The organism is Thalassoglobus sp. JC818, assembly GCF_040717535.1.
GTDB lineage: Bacteria > Planctomycetota > Planctomycetia > Planctomycetales > Planctomycetaceae > Thalassoglobus.
Genome location: NZ_JBFEFI010000005.1, coordinates 449,098 through 466,608, shown reverse-complemented (window position 1 = coordinate 466,608; position 17,511 = coordinate 449,098). Strand labels below are relative to the sequence as shown.

The 17,511-nt window shown below is 52.9% G+C and carries 11 protein-coding genes; 4 read left to right on the top strand and 7 right to left on the bottom strand.

Translation table 11 applies throughout. From position 1 onward, the window contains the following. Positions 1-12 precede the first annotated feature (12 nt). Positions 13-321, bottom strand: a complete 309-nt coding sequence (locus AB1L42_RS15865; protein WP_367057775.1) for a hypothetical protein — start codon at positions 319-321, stop codon at positions 13-15. 496 nt (positions 322-817) lie between these two features. On the opposite strand from AB1L42_RS15865, the gene AB1L42_RS15860 reads away from it, so the two are divergent. Further along, complete coding sequence (locus AB1L42_RS15860; RefSeq protein WP_367057772.1) at positions 818-1,237, top strand: DoxX family protein; 420 nt, start codon at positions 818-820, stop codon at positions 1,235-1,237. 57 nt (positions 1,238-1,294) lie between these two features. Here the strand turns inward: AB1L42_RS15860 and speA are convergent, their stop codons facing one another. The 3 genes from speA to AB1L42_RS15845 all read right to left on the bottom strand — a co-directional run bounded on the left by speA (position 1,295) and on the right by AB1L42_RS15845 (position 4,827). Beyond that, on the bottom strand, positions 1,295-3,220 hold the full coding sequence (gene speA / locus AB1L42_RS15855; protein WP_367057923.1) for a biosynthetic arginine decarboxylase: 1,926 nt from the start codon (positions 3,218-3,220) through the stop codon (positions 1,295-1,297). Positions 3,221-3,508: 288 nt separating this feature from the next. Then, positions 3,509-4,147 (bottom strand): DUF1802 family protein, encoded by a 639-nt coding sequence (locus AB1L42_RS15850; protein WP_367057769.1) that lies wholly within the window; start codon positions 4,145-4,147, stop codon positions 3,509-3,511. Positions 4,148-4,230: 83 nt separating this feature from the next. Next, positions 4,231-4,827 carry a 3-isopropylmalate dehydratase small subunit gene (locus tag AB1L42_RS15845; RefSeq protein ID WP_367057766.1) on the bottom strand — a complete coding sequence of 199 codons (597 nt, stop codon included), beginning with the start codon at positions 4,825-4,827 and terminating at the stop codon, positions 4,231-4,233. A gap of 323 nt (positions 4,828-5,150) precedes the next feature. On the opposite strand from AB1L42_RS15845, the gene AB1L42_RS15840 reads away from it, so the two are divergent. Next, positions 5,151-6,266, top strand: coding sequence for a hypothetical protein (locus AB1L42_RS15840; protein ID WP_367057763.1), 1,116 nt, complete (start codon positions 5,151-5,153; stop codon positions 6,264-6,266). Positions 6,267-6,343: 77 nt separating this feature from the next. On the opposite strand, the gene AB1L42_RS15835 is transcribed toward AB1L42_RS15840, so the two are convergent. Beyond that, positions 6,344-10,312, bottom strand: a complete 3,969-nt coding sequence (locus AB1L42_RS15835) for a hypothetical protein (protein WP_367057760.1) — start codon at positions 10,310-10,312, stop codon at positions 6,344-6,346. A gap of 379 nt (positions 10,313-10,691) precedes the next feature. On the opposite strand from AB1L42_RS15835, the gene AB1L42_RS15830 reads away from it, so the two are divergent. Then, positions 10,692-12,863 (top strand): hypothetical protein, encoded by a 2,172-nt coding sequence (locus tag AB1L42_RS15830; protein ID WP_367057757.1) that lies wholly within the window; start codon positions 10,692-10,694, stop codon positions 12,861-12,863. Positions 12,864-13,084: 221 nt separating this feature from the next. Here AB1L42_RS15830 and AB1L42_RS15825 read toward each other — a convergent pair whose 3' ends face one another. Both AB1L42_RS15825 and AB1L42_RS15820 read right to left on the bottom strand, forming a co-directional pair. Continuing rightward, on the bottom strand, positions 13,085-14,455 hold the full coding sequence (locus tag AB1L42_RS15825) for a sigma 54-interacting transcriptional regulator (protein ID WP_367057754.1): 1,371 nt from the start codon (positions 14,453-14,455) through the stop codon (positions 13,085-13,087). Between the two features lie 916 nt (positions 14,456-15,371). Next, the gene (locus tag AB1L42_RS15820; RefSeq protein WP_367057751.1) at positions 15,372-15,854 is read right to left on the bottom strand and encodes a division/cell wall cluster transcriptional repressor MraZ; all 483 of its coding nucleotides are present in this window, start codon (positions 15,852-15,854) and stop codon (positions 15,372-15,374) included. 253 nt (positions 15,855-16,107) lie between these two features. On the opposite strand from AB1L42_RS15820, the gene AB1L42_RS15815 reads away from it, so the two are divergent. Beyond that, entirely contained in the window at positions 16,108-17,505 is a 1,398-nt protein-coding gene (locus tag AB1L42_RS15815) for a phage portal protein (RefSeq protein ID WP_367057748.1), read from the top strand. Positions 17,506-17,511 lie beyond the last annotated feature (6 nt).

The window sequence follows — 17,511 nt, the reverse complement described above, 5'->3', positions numbered from 1 at the left end:
AACGAGAGTGGATTAAAAGCCGAACGAGAAATACGGAGTGGAAATGTATCCATTCCGATAGCGAGGACCATAATACGGTCGACGTCCGTAGTAACGACCGCGGTCATAACGGTTGTCGAAACGTCGATCGAATTGCCGATCTAGCTGACGATAGTCTCGCCGTGCATCTCGATAGCCTCGATCGAAGGACCGATCCACACGTCGTTCGATTCGATTTCTGAGCACTCTTAATGGGGGCGCAGCTTCGGCACTGCTTGTGTCACCGACTCCGGTAAAGACGAACATGGAAGCAACAGTTGTTGCGATCAGAAAATTTTTCATGAGAGACCTCCGCTCGTTAATTCACTTCATGCAATCGCTCGACTTGAAATGAGCGCGTTAGTTTCATCCTATGACCGCCCTTCTGAAGATCAAGACGTGAGGAGTCCTCCGCTGGCTGATCAGCGATGCGATTTTGAGGAGCAAATTCCTGTCAGAGAACGGTTTACCAATATTCCGAGGTTTGCCCAGGTTTACTCGTTGGATGCGACACGATTTGGACTCGATGCAGCTGAATTCAAGTCATGGTGACGCGAGTTTCTTCCATCGAAAGTCCGTCTCAAATTGATGCCAGAGTCCAAACGTTTGCACCATGAGTTCGCGCTTCAGTCCTGTATGAAGAGACTGTCACGACTGAAGAAAAGCACCTCGTCTTCAACGAATCGGGCCCAATAGAAGTTCGCGTGAAACGAGACCATCGACGACGATGCTGCCACGCAATATCATCCACCTCAGTGAACAGTCAAAGTCTACATAGTCGATTGAAGTGTGGTGAACGATGAGTTCGAAGAACCTCCGAATTGTGGGATGGGTCCTGAGTATTCTTCTGGTGGCGTTTCTGATTTTTGGAAGCGCAATGGGGAAGTTTACGGAATGGGAAGGCAAAGCGGAGATGTTCGACAAGATGGGCTGGAAGCAGGAAGTGATGCATACCGTCGGCATCGTCGAAGTTGTGATCGCGATCCTGTTCCTCATTCCTCATACGGCGTTCGTCGCTGCCATTCTGCTCGCTGGCTACCTCGGCGGAGCGACTGCGACGCATGTGCGGATTGAAGATTCGTTTCTCTTTCCCATCATCATCGGAGTTGTGGCCTGGATCGCTCTGGGATTGCGTCAACCGGATGTCTTCCGACTTGCTTTCCGCGGGCCGAACGCCAGCAGTGAACAAGCTTCTAAAACAGAAGCCGACAAAAGCTAAACGGCTCTTGCGGCTTCTTTGCGTTTGTTGAATTCGCTCTCAGCATTGAGTGCTTCGCTACTCTTGAAGTCCTTCAAGGTAAGTGTAGCCGTTGAGCCCTTCCTCGTAGAATTTGATCAAGCGGCCAGCTTCGGCGTTATCGATGAGTCCTTCTCGAACGGCGGCTTCGGTCGCCATTTGAAGTCGATCGATGAGCTCACGTCCGTTGAACTGCACGTATTCTAAGACTTCGCTGACGGTCTCACCTTTGATGATCGACTCCAGCGTGACTCTGCCGTTCTCGTCGAGATCGACATGAATCGTGTTGGTGTCCCCAAACAGGTTGTGAAGGTCGCCGAGAATTTCCTGATAAGCTCCGATCAGAAAAGCTCCGAGGTAATATGGGGAGCCATCGAACTCGTGCAGACGCAGCGTCTTCTTGACATCGCGACGATCGATGAACGTGTCGATCTTGCCGTCTGAATCACAGGTGATGTCGCAGAGCACCGCATGCCGACTTGGTTTTTCCTCCAGCCGATGAATCGGCATGACCGGGAAAAGTTGTTTGATGGCCCAGCTGTCGGGCATCGATTGGAACAGCGAGAAGTTGCAGAAGAACAAATCAGAAAGCATTCCCGGCAGCGATGTCAGTTCCTCGGGAATGTAATCGAGCTCTTCGAGAAGCCGTGTGATTTTTCGACAGATGGCGAAGAAGAGATTTTCTGCAAGCACTCTTTGTTCGAGCGGCAAGTATCCGCCGCTGAACAGGCTCATCGCCATGTCGATGGCTTGCTGTCCATCGTGAAAGCTTTCCTGAACGTTTCGCTGAGTCAGCTCATTGTACGTCAGCATCAAATCGTGAAGTGGTTGCTCGTAGTCATCCGGAAGCTCAGGCGGAATCGCTTCGACATCTCCCTGTCGAGTCACACCCAAAGTTCCAAAGATGAGAGCACTATGAAAAGCTGCAATTGCTCGACCACTCTCTGAAAGAATGATCGGATGATCGACACCGGTCTCATCACAGACGGTCTGTACGTGATAGATTACGTCGTTCGCATATTCCTGAAGAGTGTAGTTCATACTCGACTGGAAGTTGGTCTGTGAGCCATCGTAGTCGACACCAAGTCCACCCCCGACGTCGAGATATTCAAGTCCGGCTCCGCGTCGAGCGAGATCAACATACACGCGACTGGCTTCCGTAATGGCAGCTTTGACCTGTCGGATGTTTGTGATTTGGCTGCCGAGATGGAAGTGCAGCAGCTTAAAGCAATCCTGCATTCCCTGACTCTCCAGTAACTCGAGACCTTTGAGGATCTCGCTGACGGTCAGACCAAATTTCGAACGGTATCCACCTGAAGATTGCCATCTTCCTGCTCCGCGAGCAGCCAGTTTCACGCGCATTCCAATTCGTGGACGGACACCAACCTGCTTGGCGATTTTGAGAATGCGTTCCAGCTCGGTGTATTTCTCAACGACCGGCAAAACTGTTCGTCCGATCTTCTGCGCGAGCATCGCCATTTCGATGAACTCGTCGTCCTTGAAGCCGTTGCAGATGATCGGCATTGACGGATCAGTCATGGCAACGACAGCCAGCAACTCCGGTTTGCTTCCTGCTTCGAGTCCGAATCCATATTCCCGACCGTATTCGACGATTTTCTCAACGACTTCACGCTGCTGGTTCACCTTGATCGGGTAAACGCAGGCGTATCGGCCTTTGTATTCATTCTCTTTGATCGCTTTGGCGAAGACGTCGCGAATTTCGGTCAGACGTTCTTTCAGAATGCCGTTAAATCTGAGCAGAATCGGCAAATCGAGACCTCTGACCTGGAGTCGATCGATCAACTCTTTGAGATCAATGTTTCGATCGGAATTGCGGTCCGGGTGCACGAGCAGGTGACCGTTTGGACCGATGGAAAAGAAGCCGTTGCCCCACCTGTTGACTTCGTACAGATCGTTCGAGTCGTTTGTGGTCCAGGAGTTTGCAGAATCGATCATATTGGGCAGAATTCCAAATCTATTCTTACAGGGCTGATTTCATTGATTGCGAATCCGATCACAGATTGGAAACGCGAGAGAATATTGATAAACGTTCGGGCGGTCGTCCAAAAACCGAATGTCAGCATACAAGCCAAGTCAAACGATTCGGAGTTTGCTCCCGAAGATTTCAAGCATTGGTGCGATAAACATGCTCCGCCACTTAAGTCCCGGCGGTGCCGAATTCTCCGTCATTCGATTCGTCAGTGAAAGCAAACAGGGGAGAACTTTCCGAAAGTTTCCCGTCGCTGGGATTTGTTAATCGGCTGTTGGATGAAGACGCATTGATGAACCCGTTGCCCGTTTGAACTCGTCGGCCCGACGCTCGAATTCTTCAGTCGGCAGAACCGCGTTCAATTCATCTGTCGCGAGAGGGGAATTCATCGTCAGCCAACTCTTGCAGCCATCGTACTGAGCATTGTTCTCAATCAGCACCGGTTCGGGAAGTGAATAAGCGCGAATGAAAAGAGCTGTCAGCCCGGGTGAACGATAGTCGAACCGTTGATGAGTCACTTCGTCTTTCAGGACATGCAGATTGCGGATTGTCGGAAGTTGAGACAAATCGTCGATGTAGCAGCTCATGTGAACTTCACAAAAGACATGCAACGGAATCTGATTCCCAAGAGTCTCAGAAACGACGGGCGCCTCGCTGCGGCTCATCGTCTCTGCGAATTCTGGAGTGATCAGTTCGACGGTCTGATGGAAACGTGTTGGGAATAACCAGAATCGATCGGATTCGATTCGGAACTCTCCGTGATCTTCTCGAATTCCGCCGGTTCGCAGGAGCACACTTTGATGCCCTGAGCGTATTGCCTCGCAGACGACTGCCCATTCCTTCAGGGCGTGCTCGCATTCCTGAACGGCAGGGGCTCCCTGATTCATCGTGGGTTTGCTCATGATGCGTGGCGAATGGACAGGTCGCGCTGGAAAGAATGAGTCAGGGTTCGAGTGAGTGCGTTCGAACCCTGTCTAAATGTCGTCTAGTGCTCGACGAATTTCTTCACGTAGGGGAGCGACTCAAGTTTGGCCTTAATCGAAGGATGTCGATCGAGCAGCTGGCCGAGGAAGTCCCATTTTCCGGATGTGAGAGCTTCGTGTGCACTCTGTGGCATCTCGACGGAAACGACTTGATTACCGAAAGTGATTTCCTTCTTCGGGAGATTCAATTCGAACTCGAGGTTGGGATCTGCCGCCGCAGCAGCCGCGAGGCGTTCCAGGTCAGCTCGTGAAGCTGTGACTGCGGGGATGCCGAGCGATGTGCAGTTTCCGAAGAAAATCTCTGCGAAGGATTCCGCGACGATGGCTTCAATTCCCCAACGCATCAACGACTGCGGAGCGTGTTCGCGAGACGATCCGCACCCGAAGTTTCGGCCACTGATCAGAATTTTTCCGTGTTGATGAGCTTCGTGGTTGAAGGGATGCGATTCATCCTGCTCACGATCATCTTTGAAGGCGTGCTCACCGATGCCATCGAAGCTGACGCAACGAAGAAAACGTGCTGGGATGATTCGGTCTGTGTCAATGTCGTCGAGCAGCAATGGGATTCCTGGCCCTGTGACTGTTTCGATTACCTGCATTTCAATTCCTCAATTCGTTCAACATCAAGCCAGGTGAGGCTGCGTGATTTCTGATCCCACAGAATAGCAGACCATTGATTCTCTCGAAAACGAATCAGCATCACGAATTTCAGACTCTGGCGATTCCGGTGAGAGAAAGTGGTGAAGATTTGCAGGTCATTCCGTTCGAGTTGAAGTTTCCGTTGAGGATGTACGAACGGCATGAGTTTCGTTGGAAATCGCGATTTCGCCGTCTCTTGCGTCAGAGAGATCGATCGCTCTGACGATTTTTCATCTCAGACGGAGCGCTACCCATCCACCTCTTTTTATCTTCGCCCATGCCCATGACTCATTCATTCGAGTCCTGTCCCGAGTTGCCTGCGCCTCCCCGACGCATCGCGTTCTTCTCTATCGTTGCGCTCACACTTGGGATTGGATTGGCTTACTGGGTTGAACGTCCGCGCGGTCCCGTTTGCCAGGGGACGTTGATGGCCCGGACAACTTACATCTCCTCTCCAGCAGACGGAAAGTTGGCCGAACTTCTCGTTGAAGAAGGTGCGAGTATCGAGATGGACCAGCCATTGGTTCGCATCGTCGATGACACCCTCGAACAAGCTGTCGTGACCAAGACTCGCGAAATTGACGCCCTCGAATTCCAACATCGACAGGCTCTGGCAGCTGCTGAGCTGGAACTGGCTTGGCGGCAACGAGCTTTGGATTCGGAGATTTGTGAGATCCAGCTGCAGTCAGCGACATTTCTGAAGGAGAAGTACAACTTCGAAATGCAGCAGAGCATGCTCAACGACATTCTTGCTGGTCAAGAATTGGTCATGGCGGACAACGACAGCTCATTCGTCAGTTCGCTGATCGTCGAAGGAGCGACCAAGCCTTCGGACCGCATGGCGACCATTCTGGAGATGGAACTGGCGAGCAACGCCGCTGAGGTTTCATCCGCTCAGGTTGAGATCTGTGATCTGCGTCAAAAGCAACTCGAACAACTTCGCCATGCACTTCCTGCACAAGTCCGTCGGACTGAGGGAGTCGACGTCGCGGAAGCGAATCTGAAGCGTGCACGTGCAGAACTTGATCAGCTTCGAGCCCAGCAAGAGAGCCTGACTGTCCTTTCCCCGTCGATTGGTCGGGTCGGTGTCTACCAGAATCGTGTTGGCTCTCGAGTCACAGAGGGAGCACCGATCGTTGAACTTCTCGACGATGCGCACCGGTATCTTCTGGTCAATGTTCCTTCGACCGAGATCGTCTCGTTTCCAATCGATCAGAAGCTGCTTCTGATCTTCCCCGGAAACCAGCATCGATTCGGAAAAGTGACTCTCATCGCTCCGCAGGCTCAGCACTGTTCACTTTTGAATCAATCTGCGATTCAGGTTCAGGTCGAACAGGTTGGGAAGATGTGGCCAAACGTCCCGATCGGCTCGCAAGTTGAAGTTCAAATCGATCGTTGAACCGTCGAGACGGTTTCATCGCACTCGCCTCACCGCATTGAACCGCTGAAGCGAGTGAGTCTGAAAACCGACGCTGGCTACGGAGTTTCCGCAACCACTCGAACTGGTTTCTCGAATCGGATTGGCTCGCTGTAGTCGGCGGTCATCAATTCGACCCCAACTTTCGAGTTGCATGCTCCAGCGGCAGTGAGAACGATATCGAACTCCTGCGAGTCACCCATTCCAACTTCAGCGACAGGTTGGAACACAACCCGATTCCCCTGAACCTGATATTGGCTGGGGCCTTTTGCGGACGTGAAGGTGAGCCCAGCTGGGATCACAAACTGAGTGAGGACGTTCTCAGCTGCTGCAGTTCCGTCGTTTTTGAGTTTCAGGCGGAACGAGACTTGTTCCCCAACGAGAACGGTTTGGTTCTGGCCGAGAACATCGATGTCGAGGTCGGCGAACCCCTTCACTTCGAGATTTGAAGAAGCTTCGACGATGTTGTTCTCATCGTCCCGAGCAACAAAGCTGAGGGCAATGTTTCCTGCCTGATCGGGGACAAGTTGAGTCTTCAGGTCTCGCGATTCACCTGCTTCCAGAACTTCAAAGTTTCGAATCAGAACTCGCTTTTCGGCGTCCCAGAAAGGCACGGGTTTCGCCGGGGAAAGTCCGGCAGGAATTCTCTCGATCACTTTCACGTTCGTCAGGCGTTGACTCGAAAGGTTGGTCACACGAGAAGTCAACTCGACCGGACGTCCAACGAATCCACGCTTGGGACCACTCTGGATCAGGCCGATTCGAGAATCGAGGATACGCAAATCCGAGTGTGTTTCCGCTTGTGTTTCACCGTTGACGGTCACGAGTGCTTGCGACGACGCCACACCGGCCGCTTCGGCAGTCAGCACGAGATCGATCGTTCGCGATTCTCCGGCCGGCAGTTCTCCAACTCGGTATTCAATGTCCTGCCCACCAGGATGGCTCAGCAATTCCGGAAGGATTGTTCGGAGGTAAACGTCTTTGGCAACACCCTCGCCGGTGTTCGAGATCGTCATTTGATAGGTCGCTGTTTTGCCGGTGACTGCTTCCTTCGGCCCCTTCATTTTCAGTTCAATTTTGGGAGCTGTCACTCGAATTCGGGCTGCGACGGCAGCTTCGAACGAGACGGTCGCCACACTTCCAATTTCGCCAGCTTCCATCGGGATGACGAGCAGCTGAATTTCCCAAACGTCCCCCGGGTGAAGCTCGGGACGTTCCCAGGTCAGGACGCCATTCGACAGAGAGGCCTGCGGAATTGTTCCCTTGAGTTTAGTTCCTTTTGGAATCCGATCTTCGACGACCAGCGACTTCGCTGAGCTACCGCCGACATTCTTGATGAGGATCGAGTAGATCAATGGCTCATCGATCGTTGCGCTTGCCGGAGCTTTCTTCTCGATGGTCAATTCTGGGCTTTGATCTCCTTCGTTGACATCTCGATCAATCGTTCCCCGACCAATCAGCTCGTTGTTGGTCTCTGGCTGTTCTGCTTCAGGAACTGCTTGTGCCTCAGGAATGTTGTTCGCCAACCCACTCTCTTGAACGTCCGAAAGAGGCTGGTTTCCGTTGTCGAGCTCAGCATCTGCTGCACCTCCGAATGAAAACGGAGCGACAGGGGCCATGCGATCGGTTGGCAGTGCGAGTTCGCGCGGAGTCGGGGATGATTCAAGACTCGACGGCGACAACCGTTCCTCTTGAATTCCCTGATGACTTCCGTCTGCAAATTTCACTTGAGGATTTGCTGGTGGCTCGATTGATTCGAACGGACTTGCGGGAGCTGACAATGTGTCTCCCGAGTCGGTTTGTAGCTCCATTCGATTTCGGTTCCGAGGAACGATCTGAGGAAGCTCTGATCCCGGATTTCCCGTTCCGTTTGAGAGATTGCCTGGGCTCACTTCTCGAGACGGGCTGACGTTTTGATCCCCGAAAAACGGACTTCCGTTTTCTTGAGCTCTGCCCGGAGTGATCGTAGGGAGTTCTCTCGTCGGGGCGGTCGAGAGCGGAGTTGGCATCACCAATTCGAGTTCGCCTGAAGATTCTGGCAAAGACTGTGGACTCGTAGTCGGCTCTGCGAGCGGAGCTGGTCGACTGAGGAGACCATCGTTCTTGGGTTGTTGTCGGGCTGGTGGAGTCGCAGCCTCTAGAGTCAGTTCCTGGGGATTTGGCCAGATGGGCTTCGCTTCCTCCGTCTCGCTTTCGATTGGGAGTTGTCGCGGCGCTGCTGTCAGTGGGAGTGACTGTGGTGTTGTTTGTATTGGAGCTGCTTCTGCGGATTTGTTTGTTGGAGAATTCGCAGGAGGGAGCAGTGTCAGCGGGACGACTTCGTCTTCTTCTGTACTCAAGGGAGTTGCCGAGAGCGGTGACGAAGCGGGAGCGTTCTGAGTTCTCAATGCCGGTGGGGTCGCAAATGGATTCTCTTGCGCTGGTGGAGCATTGTTCTGTACCGATAGCGTCGTTGAACCGGGTAGGACATCATCTGTTCCGCCAACCTCTGCAGCAGCAGGAACGGTGTTTTCGTACTTTGCAAACGGGTTTGGAGCATCTGTGAGTGCGAACGAAGTCACCGGTTGATTGTTTGATTCCGGTTGAGGAGCGCCTGGTCCGGGGAACGGTGGGTGATCGTTGCTCGTTCCAACATCGAGAGTCTCCGGCTGCATCGCCAGTGAATTCATCTGAGGCTCAACTGATCTGCTCAATCCTGGAAGTGTTGGACTTGGGCTTGCTTGTGGAGTTCCAGCGGTTTCAATTGGCAAACTTCGGTTCGATTCTGTCGGGTTTGATTCGGTCGCAAGTGGCCCACCGATTGAAGGATTCGATGCAGGCATTGCACCGAGTTGCGGCGGTGCTTCGACGCTGAGTCCGGGCAAAGTCGTCGGTGATGGAAGCACAACTTCCGAAGCGGGAGTCACGGCATTCTGATCGGCGGGTGAGTCTTCCCAACTGATCGGCTCAATTTCGGAGTTGTCACCGAGCTGTTTCTGATGCGACGGTCCGAACGAACTCTCTTTCTTGGGTGCCTCTGTGGGCGTGTTGTTTCCCAGCGAGAATGGAATCACCTCTGAGGAATCTTCTTCCGAAGCAATGTCATTAGAAACGGGCAGCAAGTCTTCTGAAGTGTTTTCGTTCTCACCGTTCGCCGATTTTTCTTTTGCAGCTTCCTCAGCTTCTCGCTTGGCTTTGGAGGCGACCCCATTGAAAAATCTCAGTGGGTAAGCATTCTCCTGAGCAGCTGGAGGCTCAACAAGTTTCTCGGATGATGGAAATTCCGAGTTGGCTGGCGCGGAAGGTGATCCGGTATCAACCGGGAAGACATCTGCTTCCACTCGCGATTCACCGACTGCGAATTCGACTCCTTGCGGGAATCCCCCTTGAGGATATTCGTTCGCAACGGGAGTCACTTCATCCGTGGATTCGATTGAGTCGTCAGCATTGAGAACAGTTCGAGGATTCCCAGCATCTCTGGAATCGTCTCTGCCGAATGGGTCTTCCAGCGGGACAGGGCTTGCCTCGATATGGACCAGCTCACCCGGTTCTGCTTCTTGAGAGGTTTCCGAACGAAATTGAATGAGCCCGGGAGAAAGTTCAGCGAGACCATTACTCCCGTTGGTCGTGGAAAATTCCTCCTCGCGCCCGTTCTCCTCGGTTTGCGTTGGAGAAGGTGCCGATGCAAGCGGTGAATCAACAGGCTGATTCGAGGATTTCAGCGGATCAGCGAGCGCAAAACGATTGTTGGGGAGGACCTCAGAGTTTGAAGCGGTCTCCGGAACCGCAGCAGCCGGAGTCGGCTCAAGTTCCTGATCGCTCTGTTCATTGAGATGATCGGGGAATTCAATCTGAACATCCTGAAAAAGATTCCCAGCGACTTTGGGCGTCTCTTTTGATGCTTCGGAAGGAGAATTGAGGGCTGTAAATGCTGAAGGATCAGGTTCAACATTATTTTTCTGCAGGCTTTCGTGAGCTTTCCAGACCACGAAGCAACTGCCGCCAATTACGCCCATCAGAACCAGGGACTTCACAATCAGGTTCTGCATTATGGGGAATCCTTTCCCGGATCATTGAAATCCCATCGAACGATGGGCGGTTCGAAAGTGCATCTTTGCACCGACAAGTGATAGCAAATTTTGCAAAACCGCGTAAAGGCGAATTCGAATGTTGATTTCAACGTGAGTCTTGATTCGTGATTCGGTCAATCAGTGGACATCGATCTGAACACGGACTGTTTGAATAGTCCGCTTACGCAAGTTAGAATGCTGACCGAAAATAGGTGGTTTTTAGCGATTGAATCGATTCTCGCAGCCACACATTTATTCCACGTCGATGGAGCGAAGTGGACGATAACTAAGAAGAGTCTCTTCGAGTCGTGATGACCACGCTTTGGGGAACAATGGAGCGACGGTGGAACAAATGCCAATGCGTCAACAATTTCTCTGGATCGCCGGTTGCTGCTCAATCATTATTTGGGCAGGGACACAAACTTGGGCGTATCAAGACGAGACACCTCAACCAGTGGGGCTGTCCGGGCTGATGGCAGCCTATGCCCCGGACGGCCTGAGCCCGGCCGATTTCGAGGATCTCAGCGAAGAAATTGACGAAAGCTGGAAAGAGTGGACCCTCGAAACCGGGCAGTTTGTCACGGATTTCTACGAAGGAGAAAACGACACTCTCGAAGCTCAGGAAACCGCGCTGAAGCGGGTTCGCGTCAAATTGAACACCATGGAGAAGGCCCTCGGGGATTCTCGATATCGCTCGATTCACGATCAGATTGGTCCGCTTTATTCCTCACTGATTGCCCGTGTGGATATGGCAGAAGCCGTTCTTGAAACGCTGACCATCGACGAAGAAACCGCTCTGAAGGTTCGAACTCAGGCAGCGACTGAAACTCTCAAATCCGCCCTGGCAGACTTTCGCCGGGATATGAACTCGGTGAGAGGCGGACAAGCCTGGCTGAAATGGGCCAAGTCCAACGAACTTCAGAATTTCCGACCTTCGAATGAAGAGTCGATCGAAGCTGTCAACAAGGTCAAAGCTCAACTCGAAACCCGAGAAGAATACGGAGACGAAATTCGCGAGTTCATGAGTCGCGAGTCGTTCCTCCAACTCGAAGATGCACTCGCTGCCGTTCAAGCAGCTGTTGCTCCAGTTTCACCCGAAGCACAGATCGAGCTTCGAGAACAACTCGGAATGTTCCTGGAAACTGTCGACGAGTACTACGACGAGCCATCGCCTGAGCTGGCTGCCTCGCTTCGAGAACAATTCGACGCGATTCGACTGACCGCCCCTGATGGGGGAGAAGCGTTGTCTTCAGCCTTCGCCGTTCACTTCCTCAACTACAACCTTCGTTTGGCGATCTCTGAAGGATTGCTGAACAAGGTGATCGGTGAGACCCGCAACGAGTCGTCTCAAATCAATGACTACATCATGGGAGCACGCGTCGTTGGAAACCAGAACTCCAACGTCAACCTTTCCGTGAACATCCAGCCGAGCACCAACGAAGCTCGCTTCGAGCTGAATCTTAATGGGGTCGTCCGAACGAACTCATTCGGATCGACAAGCCAGGCGACGATTCAAACGACCGGTTACCACACTTTCAATGCTGTCAAAAGCATTGGCTTCGATGGCAATGAGTTCTCGACTCGACCAGCGAGTGTTTCTGTTCGAGCGAATAACCGTCCAGTTGGAGCACGTACCCGTTTCAGTGGTGGATTGTTTGGCGGCATTGCAGATCGAATCGCAATGCGAGAAGCATCTGCTCGCATGGGGCAGGCGAACGGTTACACACAGCGAAGCATTCAAGAGGAAGTCAGTTCCGAGTTGAATCGCGAAGTCGATTCACGGTTTGCTGAAGCTTCAATGGAATTGCAAAACCGCTTGTACGGTCCGCTCCGCGAATATGGTCTTTATCCGGATGCAATTAAGTACTCCAGCACCAGCTCACAGATTCACGGTTCAACTCGACTGGCGAATCCTACAGAACTCGGTGGCGGGCGTCCTGATCCAGGTATCAAAGCTTCGTCGAAAGGAATTCTCGTTCAGGTTCACGAGACCCTGCTCAGCAACGGTTCGAATCGACTTGAGTTGGGAACCGAAGGCAAGCAGAAGCTGAGCGACGGCGAACTTCGTGAGATGATCGAAGAGCGATTGAGCAAGATTCTCGATCGCGAAGTCGACCTCGGAGAGCCAGATGAAAGCAGCGAAGGAACAATGTTCGTCTTCGATGAACCGAATCCGATTCGATTCCAGATCATCGAAGGGGAAGTCATTCTCACAATTCGTGCTGGTTTGGATCGTGGCGAAGAAGGTAGCATTCCTACTCAGATCATCACTGTTCCACTCAGTCCTTCTGTTGTCGAAGACAAAGTGATTCTGACGCGAGGCAATGTGGGCGTGAAGCCGGTCGAACGACCTTCCAACGTTGCCGAACAGGTCGCTCGAGCGAACGTGATGCGTCAGAAGATTCAAGCATCACTTCCTGAACAGGAAATCGATGCGGTCTTTGAACTCGAACAAGAGGGAAAGATCATCAAGCTGCGAATCACTTCGATTGTTGCCGAGAGCGGTTGGCTTTCTCTCAACATCGAATAGCAGTTAAGTCTTCGCCTGTCGTTGCTGAGTGAATTCAGTTTCGATGGCGAATTACTTTGCTGAGACAATCAGATCAATTGAAGAAGGACGTTTGCCCGCTGGGTGAACGTCCTTCTGTTTTCGCTTTACACAGGACAAACGTTCGGAAGCGAAGTTTTGCAAACAAAAAAAGCCGTCCGAGTGATTCTCGAACGGCTTTGTGCTGTCTTGATAGATGAGGATCAAGCAGCCCGGTCTTGTTTTCGGTTTGATCCGGGGCCTCCTCGTGGCGGGTATCCGTATTCTCTGAGTTTTCCAGAGAGAGTTCGAATTCCGATTTGCAGTGCCTTCGCCGTCAGTTCGCGGTTTCCGCCGAAGCGGTTGAAGGTGGCTTCGATCAACTTGCGTTCCATCTCGCGAAGAGTCATGCCGGGAGCTTCAGTCGACTCCTCGGTTTGTTCCAGCCATGGAAGCAGTTCTTCAACTGTGACGTCAGAGCTGCCCGCGAGGGAACAGATTCGATTCATCACGTTTTCGAGTTCCCGAACATTGCCCGGCCAGTGATGAGTTTCAAGGCGATTCAAGGCTTCGTTCGACAAGCGTCGTGGATGCTGTCCTTCTCGGACACTTGCCTGCTGAAGGAAGTGTTCTGCGAGGCACGCGACATCTTCGATTCGCTCACGAAGTGGAGCGACGGAGATGACGTTGCGTTCCAGAAGTTCCGCCAGTCGAAGGTCAAACTTCTGCTCGGCACAAAGCTTTCGCAAGTTTGCTGATGAGGTCGCGATGATTCGTGAACGGACAGGAACAAAGTTCTCGCCACGCTTGTACGCACTGTTACGAATCGCCGCAGCGAGTTTGGCCTGAACAGGCAGAGTGAGTGAATCAATGTCTTCCAGAACGAGCGTTCCGTCGGAAGCAGCACTGATGCGGCCTTCGCATTCTTCGTCGCCGAAGAGTTCTTTTTCGACAGCTGCCGATGTCAGCAGTTGGCAGCGAATCGTCAGCAAAGGTTTACTAGGGCCGGAACGTGTCAGGTGAATGGCTCGCGCTGCTTCACTCTTTCCGCAACCGACTTCACCGACGACGAGCACTGGCTGATCGTGCTCGGCAGCGAAGTGAATCTGGTTTCGCATTTCGCGAGTTTGACCGCTGAAACCGATCAGTCCGTCAAACATGCGGCCTTCGAGTTTCTGGCGAAGTTCCAGGTTCTCGATGATGAGTTGTGCTCGCCCCACAGCTGCGAACAATGCGCGACCGATTCGTTCTGGAGTGAGTGGAGGATCGACAACTTCGCAGGTGAGTGACTTTGGTAAGTTCATTCGCTGGCCGATGGATGGCAGCAGAACGAGCTGCGTTGGTCGATCAAGCCGACGAAGTTCTGAGTCGAGGTGTTGCACCTGCTCGATCGACTGTGGTTCGTCGATGACTGCGGCGGCGATCTCTTCGTCGAGGGCTAAATCGCGGAGTTGTTCAATGGAGGAAACCGCAATTGCGTCGTACCCGTTCCTGCGGATTGCAAGTTCGAGTTGCCGTTGAGCAGCGGGATCAGCTGCACACGCAACGACGCGTCCGGTTGGGCGAATAGTCGCCGGTGGGGTTGAAACAGACATGAGATTCCTGTCTGCGCGACCAACCAGTCATGCCAACAGCTGAGCTGGTATGTGAGAAGCATACCGCTGCGGAAATGATGATTGGAGGCGTTGGGTGATTAAGTGAGAGATGAGACTGAGGTGGGTTCAGAGAGGAGAGGGAGTGATATTCCTGACCGGCAGTTTGCGTCAAGATGCTTCAAATCGAATTTTCAACGATTTTGAAATGATGCAAATTTTTCATTCAAGTCGCCGATCAGTTGTGCCGGAGAGGTGCGAGTGTCTCACCCGCAAATGGCGACGATGGACTGATCCTGTAGGGCCAGAAATGTGATTCGCCAATCACTTACAGCAGCTTGGAGAGCGGGACTCAAGGTCACCCAAGTCGGTTGCAACGGTGTCGGATTCCTTAGGATCAATGACAAGAAGATGAAACTGCGGTGAGAGTGGATAGGGCAGTTTGGTCACCAATTGACATCAGAGGCACTTGAGATGGTCCGCGGTTCCGGAGTCTTCTGAGGCGATCTTTCTGATCCTCAATCGTCGTCGAGGTCCAAAGTGACAACATCTTCGATGGCTGTGTTGCCTCAAGAAGTTGTTCCTGAAGGGCGGACTCAGACCGCGAATCGCTCGGTCGGAATAAAGAAGAGGCTTCCGTTGGGCGAGTAGATGTCTCAGCCATGCAAAGAAGAAATATTGAAAGCGTGTGAAAAACATACCCGGCAGGTGATTGAAAGGGGCGTCCTTGCCATTTTCCATCCATGTTTACCGAGTGGGGACTCGGAGAGGTGTTGAGTAAGTCACTCTCGCCCATCTGCCGGGTATGCACTGAAAGCAGGGAAATCAACTAACAGAAAATCTGTTTGGTGTTGCAGGCGTCCATCACAGGGCGTGTGGCTGCCATGTGATCTTGAGGACGTGTTCTAAGCACATTGACTTAGCTGGAGAGTTCCTTGAACAGGTCTCCAAATCCGGGCATGTCTGTTCGCAGCTGTTCGAGCCAGGCTTCGGGTTTCCAGATTTCAACGCAAACGACTGCACCGACAATCATGACGTCGCCCCCTTTGGGAACGTCGAGGAATTCTCGAAAACCTTCCGGGATCAACAGGCGAGACCGATTCGCCAGTTTGACGTCAGATGAACGGGTCGACAAAAGCCGCCCAAGCCGTTGGACGTCGGTCCATCTCTGCTCCATACGACCTGTGCGGATCTTCTCGCGGATCAGCGATACGCCATCGCTCATCCGCTGACGCCAGTCGGCAGCTTTCCACAAGCTGAGACATCCGTAACGTTCCTTCGCCAGGATGGTCTGACCGTCGTCACCTAAGACAGCGGACGCAAACTCCGTCGGCAGAGTGAGTCGGAATCGATCGTCCAACGATCGACGGTACTCACCTGTGATGAATGCGTCCGGGGGCATGATCCAGTACCAGCAAGACTGTTGGTCACTTTTGTAACAACAGACTATTGGGTGCTTTCCCCACTTTCAATTCACTTTTTAAAGAACTTTTGGGCGTGTTTCCCACATTCGTGATGCTAATTGAGAAACGGTAGCGGTCAATCCGATTGTGACGCATTTGTCGAAAATTTCTCTGAATGAATGAGGGCGCGCAACCCGCTCACGACTGAATGAACCGCACCGATTCGCACCCGTTTTTTGCAGGAATTCCGCGATGTTTCAGCTTCTTCGTGACAAGTTTTCGACCGCGCAATTGAAGGCCCGCTATCAAAGACTTGTTCAGGAGAGACTACTACAGCTCACAGAATCGACGTCGACCATGCCTGTTTCTGAAGATCCGGGAGACTGGGAGATGGTGGGTGGAAAACATCAGAGTGGGCAAGATCCCCACACTCAGGCGATGACGCGTGAGCAGGTGCGGAAGCTCATTCAGGAGAATCCTCACGCGAGCAACATTCTGAGAACGCTCGAGTGTTACGTGACCGGTCCGGGGCTGCAGTTCAAGCACGAATGTGTGTGCAAGTCGAGTCGGATGTCGGACGCTGACGACGACTTGCTGGAAGCAGCCGACAGCCTGTGGGAAGCGTTTCTGCAAAGTGCCGACGGACATTACTCCTCGCAGGAACATGCTCGGAGGACCTGGCGAGATGGAGAATGTTTCATCCGAAAGTTCGGACGAGAAAGCTGGCCGCCGTCCGTGCGGTTTGTCGATCCCGAGCGGTTCGCAGCGACTCCTCAAGAACCGGACTCACAGGGAATTGTGACAGCCCCGCATGATGTCGAGACTCCGCTGGCGTATCTCTACTCATCACGAGGCGGACGAGTCGCTTCCGCTGGTCTACGCGCTGATCGAATTCCGGCCGATGAAATCCTTCAGACGCGAATCGGAGTCGATTCCAACGAGAAGCGCGGGCGCTCACTCTTCGCCGCGATTCTGGAACCGTTGATCGCGTATTCGAAGTGGATGGAGACGGAACTCTTGGCTCGGAAGCTTCAGTCATCGATCGTGCTGTGGCGGAAAGTTCAGGGATCGTCACAGACGGCGGATGCGTTTGCGGAGAATGCGGGAAGCGGCACGACTTTGAACGGACAGCGCCGCGAACGGTTCTCTCCGGGATCAATTTTGACGACGAATCATGCGACCGACATTCAGTTCCTTCAGCCCAACACGAATTTCGGGGACGCAGCGTCTCTCGGAAGGATGTTGCTGTTGTCGATCGCGGCTGGGGCAGGGCTGCCAGAGTTTATGTTGACGTCGGATGCTTCCAACGGAAACTTCGCTTCGACGATGGTCGCGGAGGGGCCGGCGGTGAAGTACTTCCAAAGTCAGCAGCAGTTTTTCTCGAAGGAGTTTTCGAGGCTGTGGAAATGGATCATGCAAGATGCGGTCGAACTCGGTTTGCTTCCGATCGATTTCTTCGAACGTGTGACAATCAAGTGGACGTTCCCGGGACTGGTCAACAGAGACCGCCCGAAAGAGCGGCTTACGGATGCGCGGCTTGTCGAGTCCGGAATTCTCTCGCGGGCAGAAGTGGCTCGCCGCGATGGGGTCGATCCTGTGGTGATGGAATCCGAGCGAGAACGCGAGCGAGGGCTGGAGTCTGATTCGTAAGCTTGG

Bases quoted from the DNA above. Each gene is read 5' to 3' on its own strand.
- AB1L42_RS15865 (WP_367057775.1), bottom strand. From the start codon at position 321: ATGAAAAATTTTCTGATCGCAACAACTGTTGCTTCCATGTTCGTCTTT.
- AB1L42_RS15860 (WP_367057772.1), top strand. From the start codon at position 818: ATGAGTTCGAAGAACCTCCGAATTGTGGGATGGGTCCTGAGTATTCTT.
- AB1L42_RS15850 (WP_367057769.1), bottom strand. From the start codon at position 4,147: ATGAGCAAACCCACGATGAATCAGGGAGCCCCTGCCGTTCAGGAATGC.
- AB1L42_RS15845 (WP_367057766.1), bottom strand. From the start codon at position 4,827: ATGCAGGTAATCGAAACAGTCACAGGGCCAGGAATCCCATTGCTGCTC.
- AB1L42_RS15840 (WP_367057763.1), top strand. From the start codon at position 5,151: ATGACTCATTCATTCGAGTCCTGTCCCGAGTTGCCTGCGCCTCCCCGA.
- AB1L42_RS15835 (WP_367057760.1), bottom strand. From the start codon at position 10,312: ATGCAGAACCTGATTGTGAAGTCCCTGGTTCTGATGGGCGTAATTGGC.
- AB1L42_RS15830 (WP_367057757.1), top strand. From the start codon at position 10,692: ATGCGTCAACAATTTCTCTGGATCGCCGGTTGCTGCTCAATCATTATT.
- AB1L42_RS15825 (WP_367057754.1), bottom strand. From the start codon at position 14,455: ATGTCTGTTTCAACCCCACCGGCGACTATTCGCCCAACCGGACGCGTC.
- AB1L42_RS15820 (WP_367057751.1), bottom strand. From the start codon at position 15,854: ATGCCCCCGGACGCATTCATCACAGGTGAGTACCGTCGATCGTTGGAC.
- AB1L42_RS15815 (WP_367057748.1), top strand. From the start codon at position 16,108: ATGTTTCAGCTTCTTCGTGACAAGTTTTCGACCGCGCAATTGAAGGCC.